Origin of the sequence: Mesorhizobium sp. M0040, from assembly GCF_040323505.1 — a bacterium.
Classification (GTDB): Bacteria; Pseudomonadota; Alphaproteobacteria; order Rhizobiales; family Rhizobiaceae; genus Mesorhizobium.
The window spans coordinates 102,416-117,669 of record NZ_JAMYVA010000015.1; the positions used below are offsets into that span (position 1 = coordinate 102,416).

At 62.7% G+C, this 15,254-nt stretch carries 15 protein-coding genes; 3 read left to right on the top strand and 12 right to left on the bottom strand.

What is annotated here, in order from left to right; all coding sequences use genetic code 11:
• Nucleotides 1-12: 12 nt before the first annotated feature.
• The 9 genes from NKJ91_RS15835 to mdh all read right to left on the bottom strand — a co-directional run bounded on the left by NKJ91_RS15835 (nt 13) and on the right by mdh (nt 9,723).
• Entirely contained in the window at nt 13-768 is a 756-nt protein-coding gene (locus NKJ91_RS15835) for an SDR family oxidoreductase (protein ID WP_352456329.1), read from the bottom strand.
• Nucleotides 765-1,292: a hypothetical protein gene (locus NKJ91_RS15840; protein WP_352450169.1), complete on the bottom strand. Its 528-nt coding sequence runs from the start codon at nt 1,290-1,292 to the stop codon at nt 765-767. The genes NKJ91_RS15835 and NKJ91_RS15840 overlap by 4 nt, the downstream gene beginning before the upstream one ends.
• A 23-nt stretch (nt 1,293-1,315) precedes the next feature.
• Nucleotides 1,316-2,614 (bottom strand): 2-oxoglutarate dehydrogenase complex dihydrolipoyllysine-residue succinyltransferase, encoded by a 1,299-nt coding sequence (gene odhB, locus NKJ91_RS15845; protein ID WP_352450170.1) that lies wholly within the window; start codon nt 2,612-2,614, stop codon nt 1,316-1,318.
• Between the two features lie 29 nt (nt 2,615-2,643).
• Complete coding sequence (locus NKJ91_RS15850; protein WP_352456330.1) at nt 2,644-5,631, bottom strand: 2-oxoglutarate dehydrogenase E1 component; 2,988 nt, start codon at nt 5,629-5,631, stop codon at nt 2,644-2,646.
• A 144-nt stretch (nt 5,632-5,775) separates the two neighbouring features.
• Nucleotides 5,776-6,678 (bottom strand): succinate--CoA ligase subunit alpha, encoded by a 903-nt coding sequence (gene sucD, locus NKJ91_RS15855; protein ID WP_352456331.1) that lies wholly within the window; start codon nt 6,676-6,678, stop codon nt 5,776-5,778.
• Nucleotides 6,679-6,727: 49 nt separating this feature from the next.
• Nucleotides 6,728-7,099 carry a cupin domain-containing protein gene (locus NKJ91_RS15860; RefSeq protein WP_352456332.1) on the bottom strand — a complete coding sequence of 124 codons (372 nt, stop codon included), beginning with the start codon at nt 7,097-7,099 and terminating at the stop codon, nt 6,728-6,730.
• 18 nt (nt 7,100-7,117) lie between these two features.
• Complete coding sequence (locus NKJ91_RS15865) at nt 7,118-7,501, bottom strand: hypothetical protein (RefSeq protein ID WP_352456333.1); 384 nt, start codon at nt 7,499-7,501, stop codon at nt 7,118-7,120.
• An 18-nt stretch (nt 7,502-7,519) separates the two neighbouring features.
• Nucleotides 7,520-8,713 (bottom strand): ADP-forming succinate--CoA ligase subunit beta, encoded by a 1,194-nt coding sequence (sucC, locus tag NKJ91_RS15870; protein WP_352456334.1) that lies wholly within the window; start codon nt 8,711-8,713, stop codon nt 7,520-7,522.
• A gap of 41 nt (nt 8,714-8,754) precedes the next feature.
• Entirely contained in the window at nt 8,755-9,723 is a 969-nt protein-coding gene (gene mdh, locus NKJ91_RS15875; protein WP_352456335.1) for a malate dehydrogenase, read from the bottom strand.
• Nucleotides 9,724-9,955: 232 nt separating this feature from the next.
• On the opposite strand from mdh, the gene NKJ91_RS15880 reads away from it, so the two are divergent.
• Nucleotides 9,956-10,384 carry a GNAT family N-acetyltransferase gene (locus NKJ91_RS15880; RefSeq protein WP_352456336.1) on the top strand — a complete coding sequence of 143 codons (429 nt, stop codon included), beginning with the start codon at nt 9,956-9,958 and terminating at the stop codon, nt 10,382-10,384.
• Between the two features lie 34 nt (nt 10,385-10,418).
• Here the strand turns inward: NKJ91_RS15880 and zapE are convergent, their stop codons facing one another.
• Both zapE and NKJ91_RS15890 read right to left on the bottom strand, forming a co-directional pair.
• Entirely contained in the window at nt 10,419-11,621 is a 1,203-nt protein-coding gene (gene zapE, locus NKJ91_RS15885) for a cell division protein ZapE (protein ID WP_352456337.1), read from the bottom strand.
• Between the two features lie 84 nt (nt 11,622-11,705).
• Nucleotides 11,706-12,245 carry a protease inhibitor Inh/omp19 family protein gene (locus tag NKJ91_RS15890; protein ID WP_023679800.1) on the bottom strand — a complete coding sequence of 180 codons (540 nt, stop codon included), beginning with the start codon at nt 12,243-12,245 and terminating at the stop codon, nt 11,706-11,708.
• A 302-nt stretch (nt 12,246-12,547) separates the two neighbouring features.
• Here NKJ91_RS15890 and NKJ91_RS15895 point away from each other — a divergent pair, with 302 nt between their 5' ends.
• Complete coding sequence (locus NKJ91_RS15895; RefSeq protein ID WP_352456338.1) at nt 12,548-13,558, top strand: MBL fold metallo-hydrolase; 1,011 nt, start codon at nt 12,548-12,550, stop codon at nt 13,556-13,558.
• On the opposite strand, the gene NKJ91_RS15900 is transcribed toward NKJ91_RS15895, so the two are convergent.
• Nucleotides 13,555-14,814 carry a flavin-containing monooxygenase gene (locus NKJ91_RS15900; protein ID WP_352456339.1) on the bottom strand — a complete coding sequence of 420 codons (1,260 nt, stop codon included), beginning with the start codon at nt 14,812-14,814 and terminating at the stop codon, nt 13,555-13,557. The two genes, NKJ91_RS15895 and NKJ91_RS15900, sit on opposite strands and share 4 nt — an antisense overlap.
• A gap of 239 nt (nt 14,815-15,053) precedes the next feature.
• On the opposite strand from NKJ91_RS15900, the gene NKJ91_RS15905 reads away from it, so the two are divergent.
• The gene (locus NKJ91_RS15905) at nt 15,054-15,215 is read left to right on the top strand and encodes a DUF1328 domain-containing protein (protein WP_352456340.1); all 162 of its coding nucleotides are present in this window, start codon (nt 15,054-15,056) and stop codon (nt 15,213-15,215) included.
• Nucleotides 15,216-15,254 lie beyond the last annotated feature (39 nt).

Below are 15,254 nucleotides of genomic sequence, written 5' to 3' on the forward strand. Positions count from 1 at the left end.
GTCCCTTTTGCTTTAGCGGCCGCCGCCGATTTCCAGATTGGCGCCTGTTGTGTAGGACGCCTCGTCCGACAGCAGCCAGAGAATTGCGGCTGCGACTTCCTCGGCGGTGCCGACGCGCTGCATGGGCACCACCTTGCGCATTCTCTCGACGCGATCCGGCTGCCCGCCGGAGGCATGAATTTCGGTGTCGATGATGCCCGGGCTGACCACGTTGACACGAATGCCTTCGCCGGCCACTTCGCGGGCAAGCCCGATGGTGAAGGAATCGATCGCGCCCTTGGAGGCGGCGTAGTCGACATATTGACCCGGCCCGCCAAGCCTTGCCGCGATCGAAGAAACATTGACGATGGCGCCACCCTTGCCGCCATGCCTGGTCGACATCCGCTTCACCGCCTCGCGGGCGCAAAGCATCGGCGCGATCACATTGATGCGCATCATGCTCTCCAGCCTTGCAGCGCTAAGCTCGTCGACGCGCGCGCTCTGGTCGACCACGCCGGCATTGTTGACGAGCGCGTCGAGTCGACCGAAACGGCCATCGACAGCCTCGAACATGGCCAATACGTCCGTCTCGCTGCCGACATCGGCCTTGACGGCGAAGGCTTCTCCGCCAGCGGCATCGACGTCGGCGACCACCGCTTCGGCGGCTTTTGCATTCGACGCGTAATTGACCGCAATGCGATAGCCGGCCTTGGCGGCAAGCCTGCATGTAGCGGCGCCGATGCCGCGGCTGCCGCCGGTCACCAGCAGGATTTTTCCGCTCGCGCTCATTCCTGACATCCCTTCAGGGCAAAGACGTCCCAGGGCACCTTGGAAAAGCCGTTGGCGCCATAGGCCGCCGACATCTGCAGCGACGCTCCCAGATCGGGCAGGATCAGCTTCTTCGGCGCATCCTTTCCTTCGCCCGGCAGCAACGCGATATTGCCCTGGTCGTCGGCAGTGTAGATGACGCCCTCCCACACAGTGCAGGCGGCGAGTTCGTCGCCGGTGACGTCGCCGGCCGGGCATTTGTACATCAGCGAGCCATGCGGCCGCGCCACGCCCTCCGTCCACATGACGATGCCGTCGAGCACGACGCCCTTGTCGAGCACCATCTTGAAGCTGTTGGTGACGGCGGCCGACTCGCCGGTCGGCCTGAAATCGATCTCGGCGGCGTTTTCAGGATCGCCATAGACGGCGAGCTCGAGCGGGCAGGCGGCATGGGCGGCGGAGACCGTCTGCACGCCGAGTGCGCAGATTGTGACAAACAAACCGGACCGGAAACGAGACGAACTCATCCGGCGGCGCAGATCCATGCTCCGGCTCACGTCGGCTGCCCCTAGAGGTCGAGCACCAGCCGCTCAGGATCCTCCAGGCTTTCCTTGACGCGGACCAGGAAGGTCACCGCTTCCTTGCCGTCGACGATGCGGTGGTCGTAGGACAGCGCCAGATACATCATCGGCCGGATGACGATCTGGCCGCCGACCACCATCGGCCGCTCCTGAATCTTGTGCATACCCAAAATGCCCGACTGCGGCGCGTTGAGAATCGGCGTCGACATCAGCGACCCGTAAACGCCACCGTTGGAAATCGTAAACGTGCCGCCTTGCATATCCGCAACCGACAGCTTGCCGTCGCGCGCCGCAAGCCCCAGCCTGCCGATGTCCTTCTCGATTTCGGCGATCGACATCTGGTCGGCATTGCGCACAACCGGCACGACAAGGCCTTTCTCTGTACCGACGGCAACGCCGATATGAGCGTAGTTCTTGAAGATGATGTCGGTGCCATCGATCTCGGCATTGACCGACGGGATCTCCTTCAGCGCATGGGTGACGGCCTTGGTGAAGAAGCCCATGAAGCCGAGCTTCACGCCGTGCTTCTTCTCGAACACGTCCTTGTATTTGCCCCTCAGCGCCATCACCGCGCTCATGTCGACCTCGTTGAAGGTGGTCAGCATGGCGGCGGTCGATTGCGCTTCCTTGAGGCGGCGCGCGATGGTCTGGCGCAGCTTGGTCATGCGCACGCGCTCCTCGCGCGACGCATCGTCGGCCGGGGACGGCGCGCGCGCGGCAACGGGTGCCGGTACAGGCGCTGCCTTCGGCATTTCGGCCGGCTGCGACGGCGCGCCCCTGGCGATCAGGTCGAGCACGTCGCCTTTCAGCACCTGGCCGCGCTTGCCCGAGCCCGACACCTGGTCGACTGCGAGATTGTGCTCGGCCAGCAGCTTTGCCGCCGACGGCGCCGGCGGCATGGTGCGCGTCTCGATTGCGCCGGCGTCGCCGGCGATCTTGGCCGTCTCGGCAGCGGCCTGCTTGACGCTCGAGGCCGCAGTCGGAGCCGAGGCCTGCGACACCGCCTCCTGCTTCGTTGCCGGAGCGGCGGCATTGGCTGCCGCGCCGGCGCCTGCCGAAATCGTGCCGAGCAGTGCGCCGACGCCGACCGTCTCGCCTTCCTTGACGGCGATCTCGGCGAGCGTGCCCGCGGCGGCGGCCGGCACTTCCACCGTCACCTTGTCGGTTTCGAGCTCAACCAACGGCTCATCGGCGGCGATCGCGTCGCCGACCTTCTTGAACCATTTGCCGATGGTTGCCTCGGTGACGGATTCACCAAGTGTCGGGACGCGGATTTCGGTTGCCATTGTGCCTGTCCGTTTCTTTCGGTTCTGTTCTATTCACCAAGCGCGTCGTCGAGCAAGGCGGCAAGCTGGGCGAGATGCTTCGACATCAATCCGGTCGCCGGCGAGGCGGCGGCCGGCCGGTCGGTATAGCGCACCCGCTGATGCTTGGCGTCGATATGCGCCAGCACCCATTCGAGATACGGATCGATGAACGACCAGGCGCCCATGTTCTTGGGCTCCTCCTGGCACCACACCATCTCGGCATTGCGGAAGCGCGACAGTTCGGTGATCAGCGCCTTGGCCGGGAACGGATAGAGCTGCTCGACGCGCAGCAAATAGATGTCGTTGATGCCGCGCTTCTCGCGCTCCTCGTAGAGGTCGTAATAGACCTTGCCCGAACAGAGCACGACACGGCGGATCTTCGAATCCTTGGTGAGCTTGATGGCCTGGCCCGACAGCAGCTGGGCATCGTCCCACAACAGCCGGTGAAAGGCGCTTTCGCCCGACATCTCCGGCAGCGTCGATACCGCCCGCTTATGGCGCAGCAGCGACTTCGGCGTCATCAGGATCAGCGGCTTGCGGAAGTCCCGCTTCAACTGCCGGCGCAGTATGTGGAAATAGTTGGCCGGCGTCGTGACGTTGGCGACCTGCATATTGTCTTCGGCGCAAAGCTGAAGGAAGCGCTCGAGCCGGGCCGACGAATGCTCGGGGCCCTGGCCTTCGTAGCCATGCGGCAGCAGGCAGACGAGGCCCGACATTCTGAGCCATTTGCGCTCGCCCGACGAGATGAACTGGTCGAAGACCACCTGGGCGCCGTTGGCGAAGTCGCCGAACTGCGCTTCCCACAGCGTCAGTGCCTTCGGCTCGGCCAGCGAGTAGCCATATTCGAAGCCGAGCACGGCCTCTTCCGACAGCATCGAGTTGATGACCTCGAAACCGGCCTGCGCCGCCGACAGATTGTTGAGCGGGATGTAGCGTGTCTCGTCGCGCTGGTCGTAGAGTACGGAATGGCGCTGCGAGAAGGTGCCGCGCTCCGAATCCTGGCCGGACAGCCGGATCGGATTGCCGTCGAGCAGGATGGCGCCGAAGGCCAGCGCCTCGGCCGTGGACCAGTCGATGCCTTCGCCCGACTCGATCGCCTGGCGGCGGTTGTCGAGGAAGCGGATGATCGTCCTGTGCGCCTCGAAATCCTTCGGCACCTCGGTCAGTTTCTTGCCGATCTCCTTCAGCGTCTTGACCGGCACCGCAGTCTTGCCGCGCCGCTGTTCGTCCTGGTTGTCGGCCGAGCGCAGGCCGGACCAGGCGCCGTCCAGCCAATCGGCCTTGTTGGGCTTATAGTGCTGGCCGACCTCGAATTCCTGCTCGAGATGCGCCCGCCAATCGGCCTTCACCTTTTCGAGCTCGGCCTGGGTGATGTGGCCTTCCGCGATCAGCCGGTCGGCATAGATCTGCATGGTCGTCTTCTGGTTGCGGATCTTGCGATACATGATCGGCTGGGTGAAGGCCGGCTCGTCGCCCTCATTGTGGCCGAAGCGGCGGTAGCAGAACATGTCCACCACGACAGGCTTGTGGAACTTCATGCGGAATTCGATCGCCACCTTGGTGGCATGGACCACGGCTTCCGGATCGTCGCCATTGACGTGGAAGATCGGCGCTTCGATCATCTTGGCCACGTCGGACGGATAAGGCGACGAGCGCGAGAAGCGCGGGTTGGTGGTGAAGCCGATCTGGTTGTTGATGATGAAATGCAGCGTGCCGGCGACGCGGTGGCCGCGCAGGCCCGACAGGCCGAGGATTTCGGCAATCACGCCCTGGCCGGCAAAGGCCGCATCGCCATGCAACAGCAGCGGCAGCACCTTGGCGCGCTCTTCCAGCGGCACGATCTCCTCGCGGCTGCGGCCGAACAGATAGTCCTGCTTGGCGCGCGCCTTGCCCATCACCACCGGATCGACGATTTCCAGATGCGACGGGTTGGCGGTCAGCGACAGATGCACCTTGTTGCCGTCGAACTCGCGGTCCGACGAGGCGCCGAGATGGTACTTCACGTCGCCCGAGCCCTCGACCTCGTCGGGCGCTGCGGAGCCGCCCTTGAACTCATGGAAAATGGCGCGGTGCGGCTTGGCCATCACCTGCGACAGCACGTTCAGCCGGCCGCGATGCGCCATGCCGAGCACGATCTCCTTCATGCCGAGCTGGCCGCCGCGCTTGATGATCTGCTCCAGCGCCGGGATCAGCGACTCGCCGCCATCGAGGCCGAAGCGCTTGGTGCCCTTGTACTTGACGTCGATGAATTGCTCGAAGCCTTCCGCCTCGACCAGCTTCTGCAGGATCGCCTTCTTGCCGGCGGCGGTGAAGGAGATCTCCTTGTCGGTGCCCTCGATGCGCGCCTGGATCCAGGCCTTCTCCTCGGGATCGGAAATATGCATGAATTCTACGCCGAGCGTCGAGCAATAGGTCCGGGTCAGGATGTCGAGCATCTGCCGGATGGTGCCGAATTCCAGCCCGAGCACATTGTCGAGGAAGATCGGCCGGTCGTAGTCGGCTTCGGTGAAGCCGTAATTCTCCGGCGACAGCTCGTTATAATCCTCGAGCGGCTTGGCAATGCCAAGCGGATCGAGATTGGCGTGCAGGTGGCCGCGCATGCGGAAGGCGCGGATCATCATGATGGCGCGGACGGAATCGCGCGTCGCCTGATGCACGTCGGCGTCGGAAAGCGCTGCGCCGTTGCCGGCGGCCCTGTCCTTGACCTTCTTTTCGATGTGCTTTTCGACCAGGCCCCAATTGCCGTCCAGCGCCGAGACCAGCTCGCCATTGGCCTGGATCGGCCAGGAGGGCTTGGCCCAAGAGGCGCCCTTGGCGTTCCTGCGCACGTCGCCGGCGTCGTCCTTCAGCGCCGCGAAGAAGTCCTGCCATTCGGGATCGACCGAAGCGGGATCGTCCTCATAGGCGGCATAGAGCGCGTCGATATAATCGGCATTGCCGCCATAGAGGAAAGAGGTAAGCGAAAACTGGTCGTTGGCCTGATCTTGTCTTGCCATTTTTTTCCGCGGAGCGCCTGCCCCGTCTCCTTTTCAGAAGTGAATGGTGAATAGTGATTGGTGAATGGGAAAAAGGGGAGGTCCCTCGCTCGCCCCATCACTCATCCGTTCCTCACCCATTCACCATTCACTATTCACCATTCCCTAACCCTTGATCGCCTCGACCAGCGTCGTGCCGAGCCGGGCCGGCGACGGCGAAACCTTGATGCCGGCCGATTCCATCGCCGCGATCTTGTCCTCGGCGCCGCCCTTGCCGCCGGAGATGACCGCGCCCGCATGGCCCATGGTGCGGCCCGCCGGCGCGGTGCGCCCGGCGATGAAGCCGGCCATTGGCTTGCTGCGGCCGCGCTTTGCCTCGTCCTTGAGGAACTGCGCGGCATCTTCCTCGGCCGAACCGCCGATCTCACCGATCATGATGATCGACTTGGTCTCGTCGTCGGCGAGGAACATCTCCAGCACATCGATGAACTCCGTGCCTTTGACCGGATCGCCGCCGATGCCGACGGCGGTGGTCTGGCCGAGGCCGACATTGGTGGTCTGGAACACCGCCTCATAGGTAAGCGTTCCCGAGCGGGAAACAACGCCGACCGAGCCCTTGCGGAAGATGTTGCCGGGCATGATGCCGATCTTGCATTCGTTGGGGGTCAGCACGCCGGGGCAGTTCGGCCCGATCAACCGCGACGTCGAGCGGTCGAGCCTCGCCTTGACCTTGATCATGTCCATCACCGGTATGCCCTCGGTGATGCAGACGATCAGCGGGATCTCGGCCTCGATCGCTTCCAGGATCGCTTCCGCGGCCCCTGCCGGCGGCACGTAGACGACGGAGGCATTGGCGCCGGTCCTGGCCTTGCCTTCGGCTACGGTGGCGAAGATCGGCAGTGCCTCGCCCTTGGCGCCGGTCCAGGTTTCGCCGCCTTTCTTGGGGTGGATGCCGCCGACCATTTTCGTGCCGTGATAGGCCAGCGCCTGTTCGGTGTGGAACGTGCCGGTCTTGCCGGTCAGGCCCTGCACCAGCACCTTGGTGTTCTTGTCGACGAGAATGGACATGATGGTCCTTTTTAAAAACCGTTGATCGGGGAAGGCCGCGCGCTCATGGTCACAACCGCTTCAGCTCGGCGACGGTAAGGTCGCTTTTGGCATTGCCGGTGTTGAGCGTCGTTGCCGGCTCGAACATCAGCACCACCGGCTCCTCGCTTAGCGAGCGCGGCCGGTGCTCGACGGCGCGCGGCACGACAATGAACTCGCCGCTGCCAAGCTCAACCTTGCCGTCGCGGAAATCGATGGCGATGCGGCCGCGCAGCACCAGGAATGCTTCGTCTTCATTGTCATGCGCGTGCCAGTCGAAGACGTCGCCGAATTTGGCGATCTTGACTTGGGAATCGTTGACGTCGCCGGCAATATGCGGATCGAAGACCTTGTTGATCTTCTGATCCGCCGCCTCGACGAGATTTATCTTGTACGGAGGCACAGGCTCATTCCTTTTCCGTTATCGGGCATCTGCAGCGTGCTGTTCATCAATCTCGTCCCGCAGGAAACGGTCAGGTGCATGTCCGAGATCATTCTCTTTGCCATACATCCAGGCTCTCATTTTCATCGTAGGTTTGAACGGGCTCTTTCCTGCTCCGACGACGACGTACCACTCGCGCCCAATCTCATCTGACACCTGATAAAGCCAGAAACGTCGATAATTATCGGTCTTCTCAGCGACTACGCCCCGCACTTTGTAGTGCATCGGTTTTTCGTCCAGCTTCCAATGATAGTGGCACTCCCAAAGGTATTGTTCGATTTCCTCGACCGAATAGGGGCTGCGGTCGGGCAGCCGGTCCAAGCTCTCAACCTCTTCTTCCCCGTGGATGGGGAAGCTACCCAACGCAACGCTCCTAGTTTGTCAGTGCTTCACCGCCGCGACGATCTTCTTGGCTGCGTCATCAAGATCATCGGCCGACACCACGTTTAGCCCGCTGTCGTTGATGATCTTCTTGCCGAGCTCGGCATTGGTGCCTTCCAGCCGCACAACCAGCGGCACTTGCAGGCCGACCTCCTTGACAGCGGCGATGACGCCCTCGGCGATGATGTCGCATTTCATGATGCCGCCGAAGATGTTGATCAGGATGCCTTTGACCGCCGGATCCTTGGTGATGATCTTGAACGCCGCCGTCACCTTCTCTTTCGACGCGCCGCCGCCGACATCGAGGAAGTTGGCGGGCTCGGCGCCATAAAGCTTGATGATGTCCATCGTTGCCATGGCGAGGCCGGCGCCGTTGACCATGCAGCCGATATTGCCGTCGAGCGCGACATAGGCGAGGTCGTATTTCGACGCCTCGATCTCCTTCTCGTCCTCTTCGGTGGTGTCGCGCAATTCGAGCACGTCCGGGTGGCGAAACAGCGCATTGTTGTCGAACGACACTTTGGCGTCGAGAACGCGCAGCCGGCCGCTCCTCATGACGATCAAAGGGTTGACCTCGAGCAGGCTCATGTCCTTCTCGACAAAGGCCTTGTAGAGGATGGGGAACAGCGTGGCGCCATCCTTGGCGGCGTCGCCGTCGAGCTTCAGCGCCGCGTTGAGCTTCTTCACGTCGTCGGCCGTAACGCCCTTTTCCGGGTCGATGGCTACGGTGATGATCTTTTCCGGCGTGTCGTGGGCGACCGCCTCGATGTCCATGCCGCCCTCGGTCGAGACGACGAAGGCGACGCGCCCGACCGAGCGGTCGACCAGGATCGACAGATAGAGCTCGCGCTCGATGTCGGCGCCGTCCTCGATATAGAGCCGGTTGACCTGCTTGCCGGCCGGGCCGGTCTGCTTGGTGACCAGCGTATGGCCGAGCATCTCCTTGGCGTTGGCGACGACCTCGGCCACCGACTTTGCCAGCCTGACACCGCCCTTGGCATCGGCGCCGAGCTCTTTGAACTTGCCCTTGCCGCGACCGCCGGCATGGATCTGGCTCTTGACCACATAGAGCGGGCCGGGCAACGCCTTGGCGGCGGCTTCCGCCTCGTTCGCCTTGAACACCGGCACGCCCTCGGCCACCGGTGCGCCAAAACCTTTCAGCAGCGCCTTGCCCTGATATTCATGGATGTTCATGCGCTATGTCTCCAGCTTGCTTGGCGGGCTTGGTTAGCGGCTTACTTGGCCGCGAGATGCGGAGCGATCTTGACGCAGGCGTCGCACAGGCCCTGCACCGCCGCGACCGAATTGTCGAACATCTTCTGCTCGCTCTTCGCGAGCTCGATCTCGATGATCCGCTCGACGCCGCCGGCGCCGATTACCACGGGAACGCCGACATAGGTGTTCTTGACCCCATATTGGCCGGAGAGGTACGCCGCACAGGGCAGCACCCGCTTCTTGTCCTTGAGATAGGCTTCGGCCATGGCGATGGCCGAGGCGGCCGGCGCATAAAAGGCAGAGCCGGTCTTGAGCAGGCCGACGATCTCGGCGCCGCCGTCGCGGGTGCGCTGCACGATCTGGTCGAGCCGCTCTTTCGAGGTCCAGCCCATCTTGATGAGGTCGGGCAGCGGGATGCCGGCAACCGTCGAATAGCGGATCATCGGCACCATGGAATCGCCGTGGCCGCCGAGCACGAAGGCAGTGACGTCCTCGACCGAGACCTTGAATTCCTCGGCAAGGAAATAACGGAAGCGCGAACTGTCGAGCACGCCGGCCATGCCGACGACATGGCTCTTGGGCAGGCCGGAAAACTTCTGCAGCGCCCAGACCATGGCGTCGAGCGGATTGGTGATGCAGATGACGAAGGCTTTCGGCGCGTATTTCTTGAGGCCGGCGCCGACCTGCTCCATCACCTTCAGATTGATGCCTAGAAGATCGTCGCGGCTCATGCCGGGCTTGCGCGGCACGCCGGCGGTGACGATGCAGACGTCGGCGCCCTCGATACCGGCATAGTCGTTGACGCCGGTCAGCCTGGAGTCGAACCCATCGACCGGTGACGACTGCGCGATGTCCAGTCCCTTGCCTTGCGGGATGCCTTCGGCGATATCGAACAGCACGACGTCGCCGAGATCCTTGAGGCCGACCATGTGGGCGAGGGTGCCGCCGATCATGCCCGAGCCGATGAGCGCTATCTTGTTGCGTGCCATGTCAGGATATTTTCCCTTTGACTATGACGGCGCCCAAATCCTTGACGATTTGATGACGGCGTCGGAGGAAGAGGCCGGAATGCTGCGGAACCGCGAAATTCGCCGCACGCAATAGCCCCGGCCGCACAAAAATTCAAACGATTATTTTGGAGTGAGTAATTTCAATCGGTTAGAAACAATGGGAATTACGTAAACGTCAAAATTCTGAAGCCGACTAGAGGAATTCTACACAATGGCACTGGAAATCAGAAGGCTGTTTCCTGACGATGACGCCCTTGTGATGCGGGTTGCCGATGAAGTCTTCGACGAGCCGGTCAGGCCGGATCGGCTCTCCGCCTATCTCGCGGAGCCCTGTCATTTCATGGTCGTGGCCCTCGCCGACGGCATCGTCGTTGGCCAATGCGCAGCCGTCATCCACCGCCACCCGGACAAGGTGAGCGAACTCTACGTAGACGAGGTCGGCGTGGCGCCGGCCTTTCAACGCCAGGGCATTGCGACGAGGATGCTCGGCGCCATGTTCGCACTCGGTCGCGAGCATGGCTGTGAGGAGGCGTGGGTCGGCACCGAGCCGGACAATGTTGCTGCTCGCGCACTTTACGAGTCGCGAAAAGAGCCGCATGGGCCGGCGGAGGGGTTCGTCATGTATGTTTATCGATTATAGGCGCCGGCGGCAGCGCCCCCTTCGGTACTATCCCTCACGCCTGTGCCTGCCGTGCCTCCGTCGATGATCCCTGCGCCCTCTGCCTCTCCGCCCAGTCCTCCAGCCAGTCGTGGCTCTGCATCTCGATCAGCCGCGATGCGGTGCGCTCGAACTCGAAGACTTCGTTGCCGCGCTTGGCCGTATAGAGCTGCGCCGGCGGTGCCGCGGCGCTCATCACCAGCCGCACATGATGATCGTAGAGCGTATCGACCAGCAGGATGAAGCGCTTGGCTTCGTTGCGCTTGCCTTCGCCGAGCACCGGCACATGGTCGATGAAGATGGTCGAGAAACGGCTGGCAATGGCAAGATAGTCGCGGGCGCCGAGCGGCCTCTCGCAGAGATCGGCGAAGGAAAACCGCGCCGCCTCGCCGGCAGCACGCGGCACTACGACGTGCCGGCCCTTCACCGTCAGCATCGTCTCGGCCGTCGGCCTGCCATGCGTCATCACCGCCCACGCGTCGTCGAGCGCATGGTCGGCGACGGCATCGGCCGGGGTGACGTAGACCGGCATGCGGCTGAGCTTGTCGAGGCGGTAATCCTTGTCGGCGTCAAGCGCCAGCACCTGCGCGTAGCGCTCCAGGATAGCGACAAACGGCAAAAACAACTGACGGTTCAGCCCGTCGCGGTAGAGATCCTGCGGCGCGACATTGGAAGTGGCAACCAGCACCACGCCATTGGCAAACAACGCCGAGAACAACCTTGACAGGATCATCGCATCGGCGATGTCGGTGACGGAGAACTCGTCGAAGCATAGCACCCAGGCTTCCTCGGCCAGCGCGCGCGCCACCGGCGGGATCGGGTCGTCCTCCTTGGCCGTGCCGTTCTTGCGAGCCTGCCGGTGCTTCTGGATGCGGTCCTGCACGTCGGCCATGAAGTCGTTGAAATGCACCCGGCGCTTGCGCCGCACCGGCAGCAGCTCGAAAAACATGTCCATCAGCATGGTCTTGCCGCGGCCGACGCCGCCATGGATGTAAAGGCCCTTGACCGCCTCGTGCACCTCGCGCTTGCGGGCGAACAACCACCCCAGCGCGCTTGATTTCTGCGCCAGCCGCTTTGCCGATATCTCTTCGATCAGCCGGTCGAGCGCAGCGGCGATCCGCTCCTGCGCCGGATCGCGCCCGATGGCGCCGGTCTCGACCAGATGGTCATAGCGCTGCTTGACGGTCGCATGGGTCTGGAGGCCGTCACGCAGATGCATTGGTCACGTCGTTCCGGAGCAATTCCAAGAAAAGTGTGTAGCGGTTTTCTGTCCGGAATTGCGTAACAATGGGGGGCCGTTCTCTTACCTTGTAAGCGAGATCGGCAGGCCGTTGGAAGTCTGGCCGTCGAATTTCTCGCCGCCCGAAGAATAGAGCCGTGCCAGCGTGCCGCCATTCTCGTCAAAGAGCGTCAGCTGTTTGCCGGCGACGTTCCACGATTTGATGCCATCGAGCGGCGCCGGGCAATGCAGCGGTCCGGCGCGGTAGCCCGAACCGAATTTGGTCTGCGGCGTCGCCACCTGACAGCTCTGGCCGGACACGCTTGCCTTCCAAACACCGGCGACGCTGGAGGCGGTCAGATCGGCCGCACCGGCCGGCGCCGTCCCGTCGGGCGGCAGCGAGGCGACCTGCGTGTTCTGCGGCGCGGTCGGAAATTTCGACGGGTCGGCCGGGCCGGGTGTCGCCGGTGGCGGCAGCTGGTTTGCAGTCACCTTGCCGGCCGGCGCAGCTTCCAGCGGCGCCGGCTGCTGCTCGTCCATCGATGAGAACCGTGAGGTTGAACAGCCGCTCGCAACGAGCACGGCCAACGATACGGCCAGCAGGCCGGTTTTCGAAAATTTCATTCTTCAACCTCCGTCGGATCGGGCTGGGGATGCCGTCCGCGCAATGTCCCCCTCACCAAGATGGAGAAGGTGGCGAAATTTCAACCCGATATGGTTAAAATACGGTTTGCGCCGCTAATGTTGCAAATTTGTCGCAAAATGCACATTGCCTGAATTGCGCTACGCCTGGCCGTTTGGCCGGCACTTCCGGTTGATGCGATACGGCGCGCTGGCGCCAAATCCTTGGCGTTCACCTCAAATGCTTGTGCGGGCCGGCGCCGGCATTATCTCTTGGGATCAGCAAACTGCAGGGAGCCGATTTCTTGGCCGCGAGAAAGAGAGCCGCCAACCGCTATTACAGCGGGCCGCCCAGCGATCATTTCGACGGCACCTTGTTCTTCAATCCCAACGGACGGCCGCCGGGTCGCTTTGCCGATCTGTTGAAATGGCAATTGAGCCGCGAGCGCTCGAAATGGCCGGCGGCGGATCCGAGCCCGTTTCCACCGGCAAGACCGGTCGAGCGCATCGATGGTTCTGCGCTGCGCCTCACCATGGTCGGTCATTCCTCGCTGCTCGTCCAGACAGCCGGCCTGAACATCCTGACCGACCCGGTCTGGTCGCGGCGTGTCTCGCCGCTCTCCTTCGCCGGTCCGAAACGCGTCAATCCGCCGGGCATCGCCTTTTCGCACTTGCCGCCGATCGACCTCGTGCTGGTCAGCCACAACCATTACGACCATCTCGACCTCGCCACGCTGAAGCGCCTGAAGACAAGACATGACCCGCTGCTGCTGACGCCGCTCGGCAACGACACGATCATCGGCGCTGCCGTGCCCCGTATGCGGCTTTCCGCGCATGACTGGGGCGAACGGGTCGATATCGGCGATGGCGTCGCCGTCTATGTCGAGCCGGTGCACCACTGGTCGGCCCGCGGTACTCGCGACCGGCGCATGGCGCTGTGGGCGGGTTTGGTCGTCGAGACACCCGACGCAAAGATCTATTTCGCCGGCGATACCGGCTTCCACGGTGGCATCAATTACCGGCTGATGGCGCAAAAGCACGGGGGGTTCCGCCTCGCCATCCTGCCGATCGGCGCCTACGAGCCGCGCTGGTTCATGGCGCCACATCACCAGGATCCGGAGGAGGCGGTGCAAGGCATGCTTTTGTGCAACGCCGCCTATGCCGCCGGCTGTCACTGGGGCACGTTCCGGCTCACCAACGAGCCGATCGACGAGCCGCCCAGAAAGCTCGGCGAAGCGCTCGATGCTGCCGGCCTGCCGCGGCAACGTTTTCGCGCCTTGCGGCCGGGCGAAGTCTGGGACGTGCCGGCGGTCTAGCGCGGCGACCGGCCTGACGGCGCAGGCGACCCCAAGGCTTCCATACACCTGGCTATGTGGGCGGCGTCGCGGCCTACATATGAGAGAAGGCCGGAGCCAAAGGTATGCATCCAATGGAGGCCAAGAAAATACAGGCCAGGAAAAGCCGTCACGCCACGCTGTTGAACGGGTGCACCGCGCGAACCGAAAATTGGCAAATCTATCCAGTTGTAGTCGAAGAGGTATCCCGTCCCCCAGATAACCGAGCTGACGTTCTCGCCGGAGATATCCACTGACCGGGCGCCGCCGACTTCCGCCAGGATTGGCGTTGCTGAGCGTTCATTGCCATCGCTGATGTGGTCCGCGACTTCAGGTTTCTCTGCCAACGCCTCTGCAGCGGAGACAAAATCGTCATAGGACCTATCGGCTTCAGCCAATATCTGCGAGGCATCCCCGGCCACCAACAGTTTTCCATCGGCGCATCCGAGCACACGTCCCAGCACCGTTCCGCTATCGCGGGCAAAACGGCGGACGTTCATATCGTAACCGCCATTGACACCGGTTACGACCGTCGAGGGGGGATACCGCTGCTCCGGGAAACTGTCGATGGTGATCTCGAAACGTCCCATTTTGTCGAACCACCACAAAACATCCTTGCCGCGATAGCGCCGAGGCACCCGACGATGGGGGCTGACCGAAAGATAGACATTGCGCCCGGATTGCTGGAGCTCATCGGCTATCTGGCTTCCAGATGCGCCGCTGCCCACCACCAGCACCGCTCCGGGGGGAAGTTCGTCGGGGCTGCGGTAGTTCGAAGCGTGAACCTGGTAAACGGATCGAGGCAAATCCCTGGCGGCCGCCGGTACCATCGAACGCTGGAACGGGCCCGTCGCCACTACGACATTGCGGGCTCTCATGCTGCCGGTGTTTGTCTCCAATGCATAATCGCCGGTATCCCTGTGCCGGAGCCTCGTGACCTCGACACCCTGGCGAACCGGAGCTGCAATTTTGGCCGCATAGTGCTCGATGAATCGCGTGACAGCGGTGTGATGGGCGAACCCCTCCGGTTCGGGGCCCTGATAAGAAAGCCCAGGAAGCTCTATTGCCTGGTTGATGAATTGAAATCGGAGCGAATCCCAACGCTCCGTCCGCCAGCGTTCGGCAATACGAGCGCGTTCCAACACAACATGCTCACGTTCATGTTGTTGAAGATAGTAGCTCATGGTGAGCCCCGCCTGGCCGCCACCAATAATGATTGTGTCCCAACGCTCGGTCATTGGAAAATTTACCAAGCCGTCGAGACTCAAATATGCAAGTCCCGACTTTCCTATCCGCCGGCCGCAGCTCATGTGCCAGCTAACACGTCGTTTGGATTATTCAATACTATGACACATTGCATCCGTAGCTGCATATCCCAGCCGGGTTCTCCGACCCGCCCCAGCCACCGCCGGCGGAACCCAAGGCCTCGCTGAAGCGTTTGTACGTGTTCAAACCTGTCGGCTGCGAGGTGTCTCTCATGATCAGGTGGATCATCATTCTTTTGATTGTCGCGGCCGCGGCGAGCCTGCTCGGCATGCCGGCTCTGGCCGGAGCCGCCGCCACCGGCGCCCGCATCCTCATCGGCATCGTGCTGATCATCTTCCTGCTGATCGTGCTTGGCGTATTCGCGGTGACCTGAAAATCACGCCGCGCTGGTAATTTCTGCCGCTATCCGCCA

Excerpts from the sequence above, each read along its gene's own strand:
- NKJ91_RS15835 (WP_352456329.1), bottom strand. The coding sequence starts at position 768 with ATGAGCGCGAGCGGAAAAATCCTGCTGGTGACCGGCGGCAGCCGCGGC.
- NKJ91_RS15840 (WP_352450169.1), bottom strand. The coding sequence starts at position 1,292 with ATGGATCTGCGCCGCCGGATGAGTTCGTCTCGTTTCCGGTCCGGTTTG.
- odhB (WP_352450170.1), bottom strand. The coding sequence starts at position 2,614 with ATGGCAACCGAAATCCGCGTCCCGACACTTGGTGAATCCGTCACCGAG.
- NKJ91_RS15850 (WP_352456330.1), bottom strand. The coding sequence starts at position 5,631 with ATGGCAAGACAAGATCAGGCCAACGACCAGTTTTCGCTTACCTCTTTC.
- sucD (WP_352456331.1), bottom strand. The coding sequence starts at position 6,678 with ATGTCCATTCTCGTCGACAAGAACACCAAGGTGCTGGTGCAGGGCCTG.
- sucC (WP_352456334.1), bottom strand. The coding sequence starts at position 8,713 with ATGAACATCCATGAATATCAGGGCAAGGCGCTGCTGAAAGGTTTTGGC.
- mdh (WP_352456335.1), bottom strand. The coding sequence starts at position 9,723 with ATGGCACGCAACAAGATAGCGCTCATCGGCTCGGGCATGATCGGCGGC.
- NKJ91_RS15880 (WP_352456336.1), top strand. The coding sequence starts at position 9,956 with ATGGCACTGGAAATCAGAAGGCTGTTTCCTGACGATGACGCCCTTGTG.
- zapE (WP_352456337.1), bottom strand. The coding sequence starts at position 11,621 with ATGCATCTGCGTGACGGCCTCCAGACCCATGCGACCGTCAAGCAGCGC.
- NKJ91_RS15890 (WP_023679800.1), bottom strand. The coding sequence starts at position 12,245 with ATGAAATTTTCGAAAACCGGCCTGCTGGCCGTATCGTTGGCCGTGCTC.
- NKJ91_RS15900 (WP_352456339.1), bottom strand. The coding sequence starts at position 14,814 with ATGACCGAGCGTTGGGACACAATCATTATTGGTGGCGGCCAGGCGGGG.
- NKJ91_RS15905 (WP_352456340.1), top strand. The coding sequence starts at position 15,054 with ATGATCAGGTGGATCATCATTCTTTTGATTGTCGCGGCCGCGGCGAGC.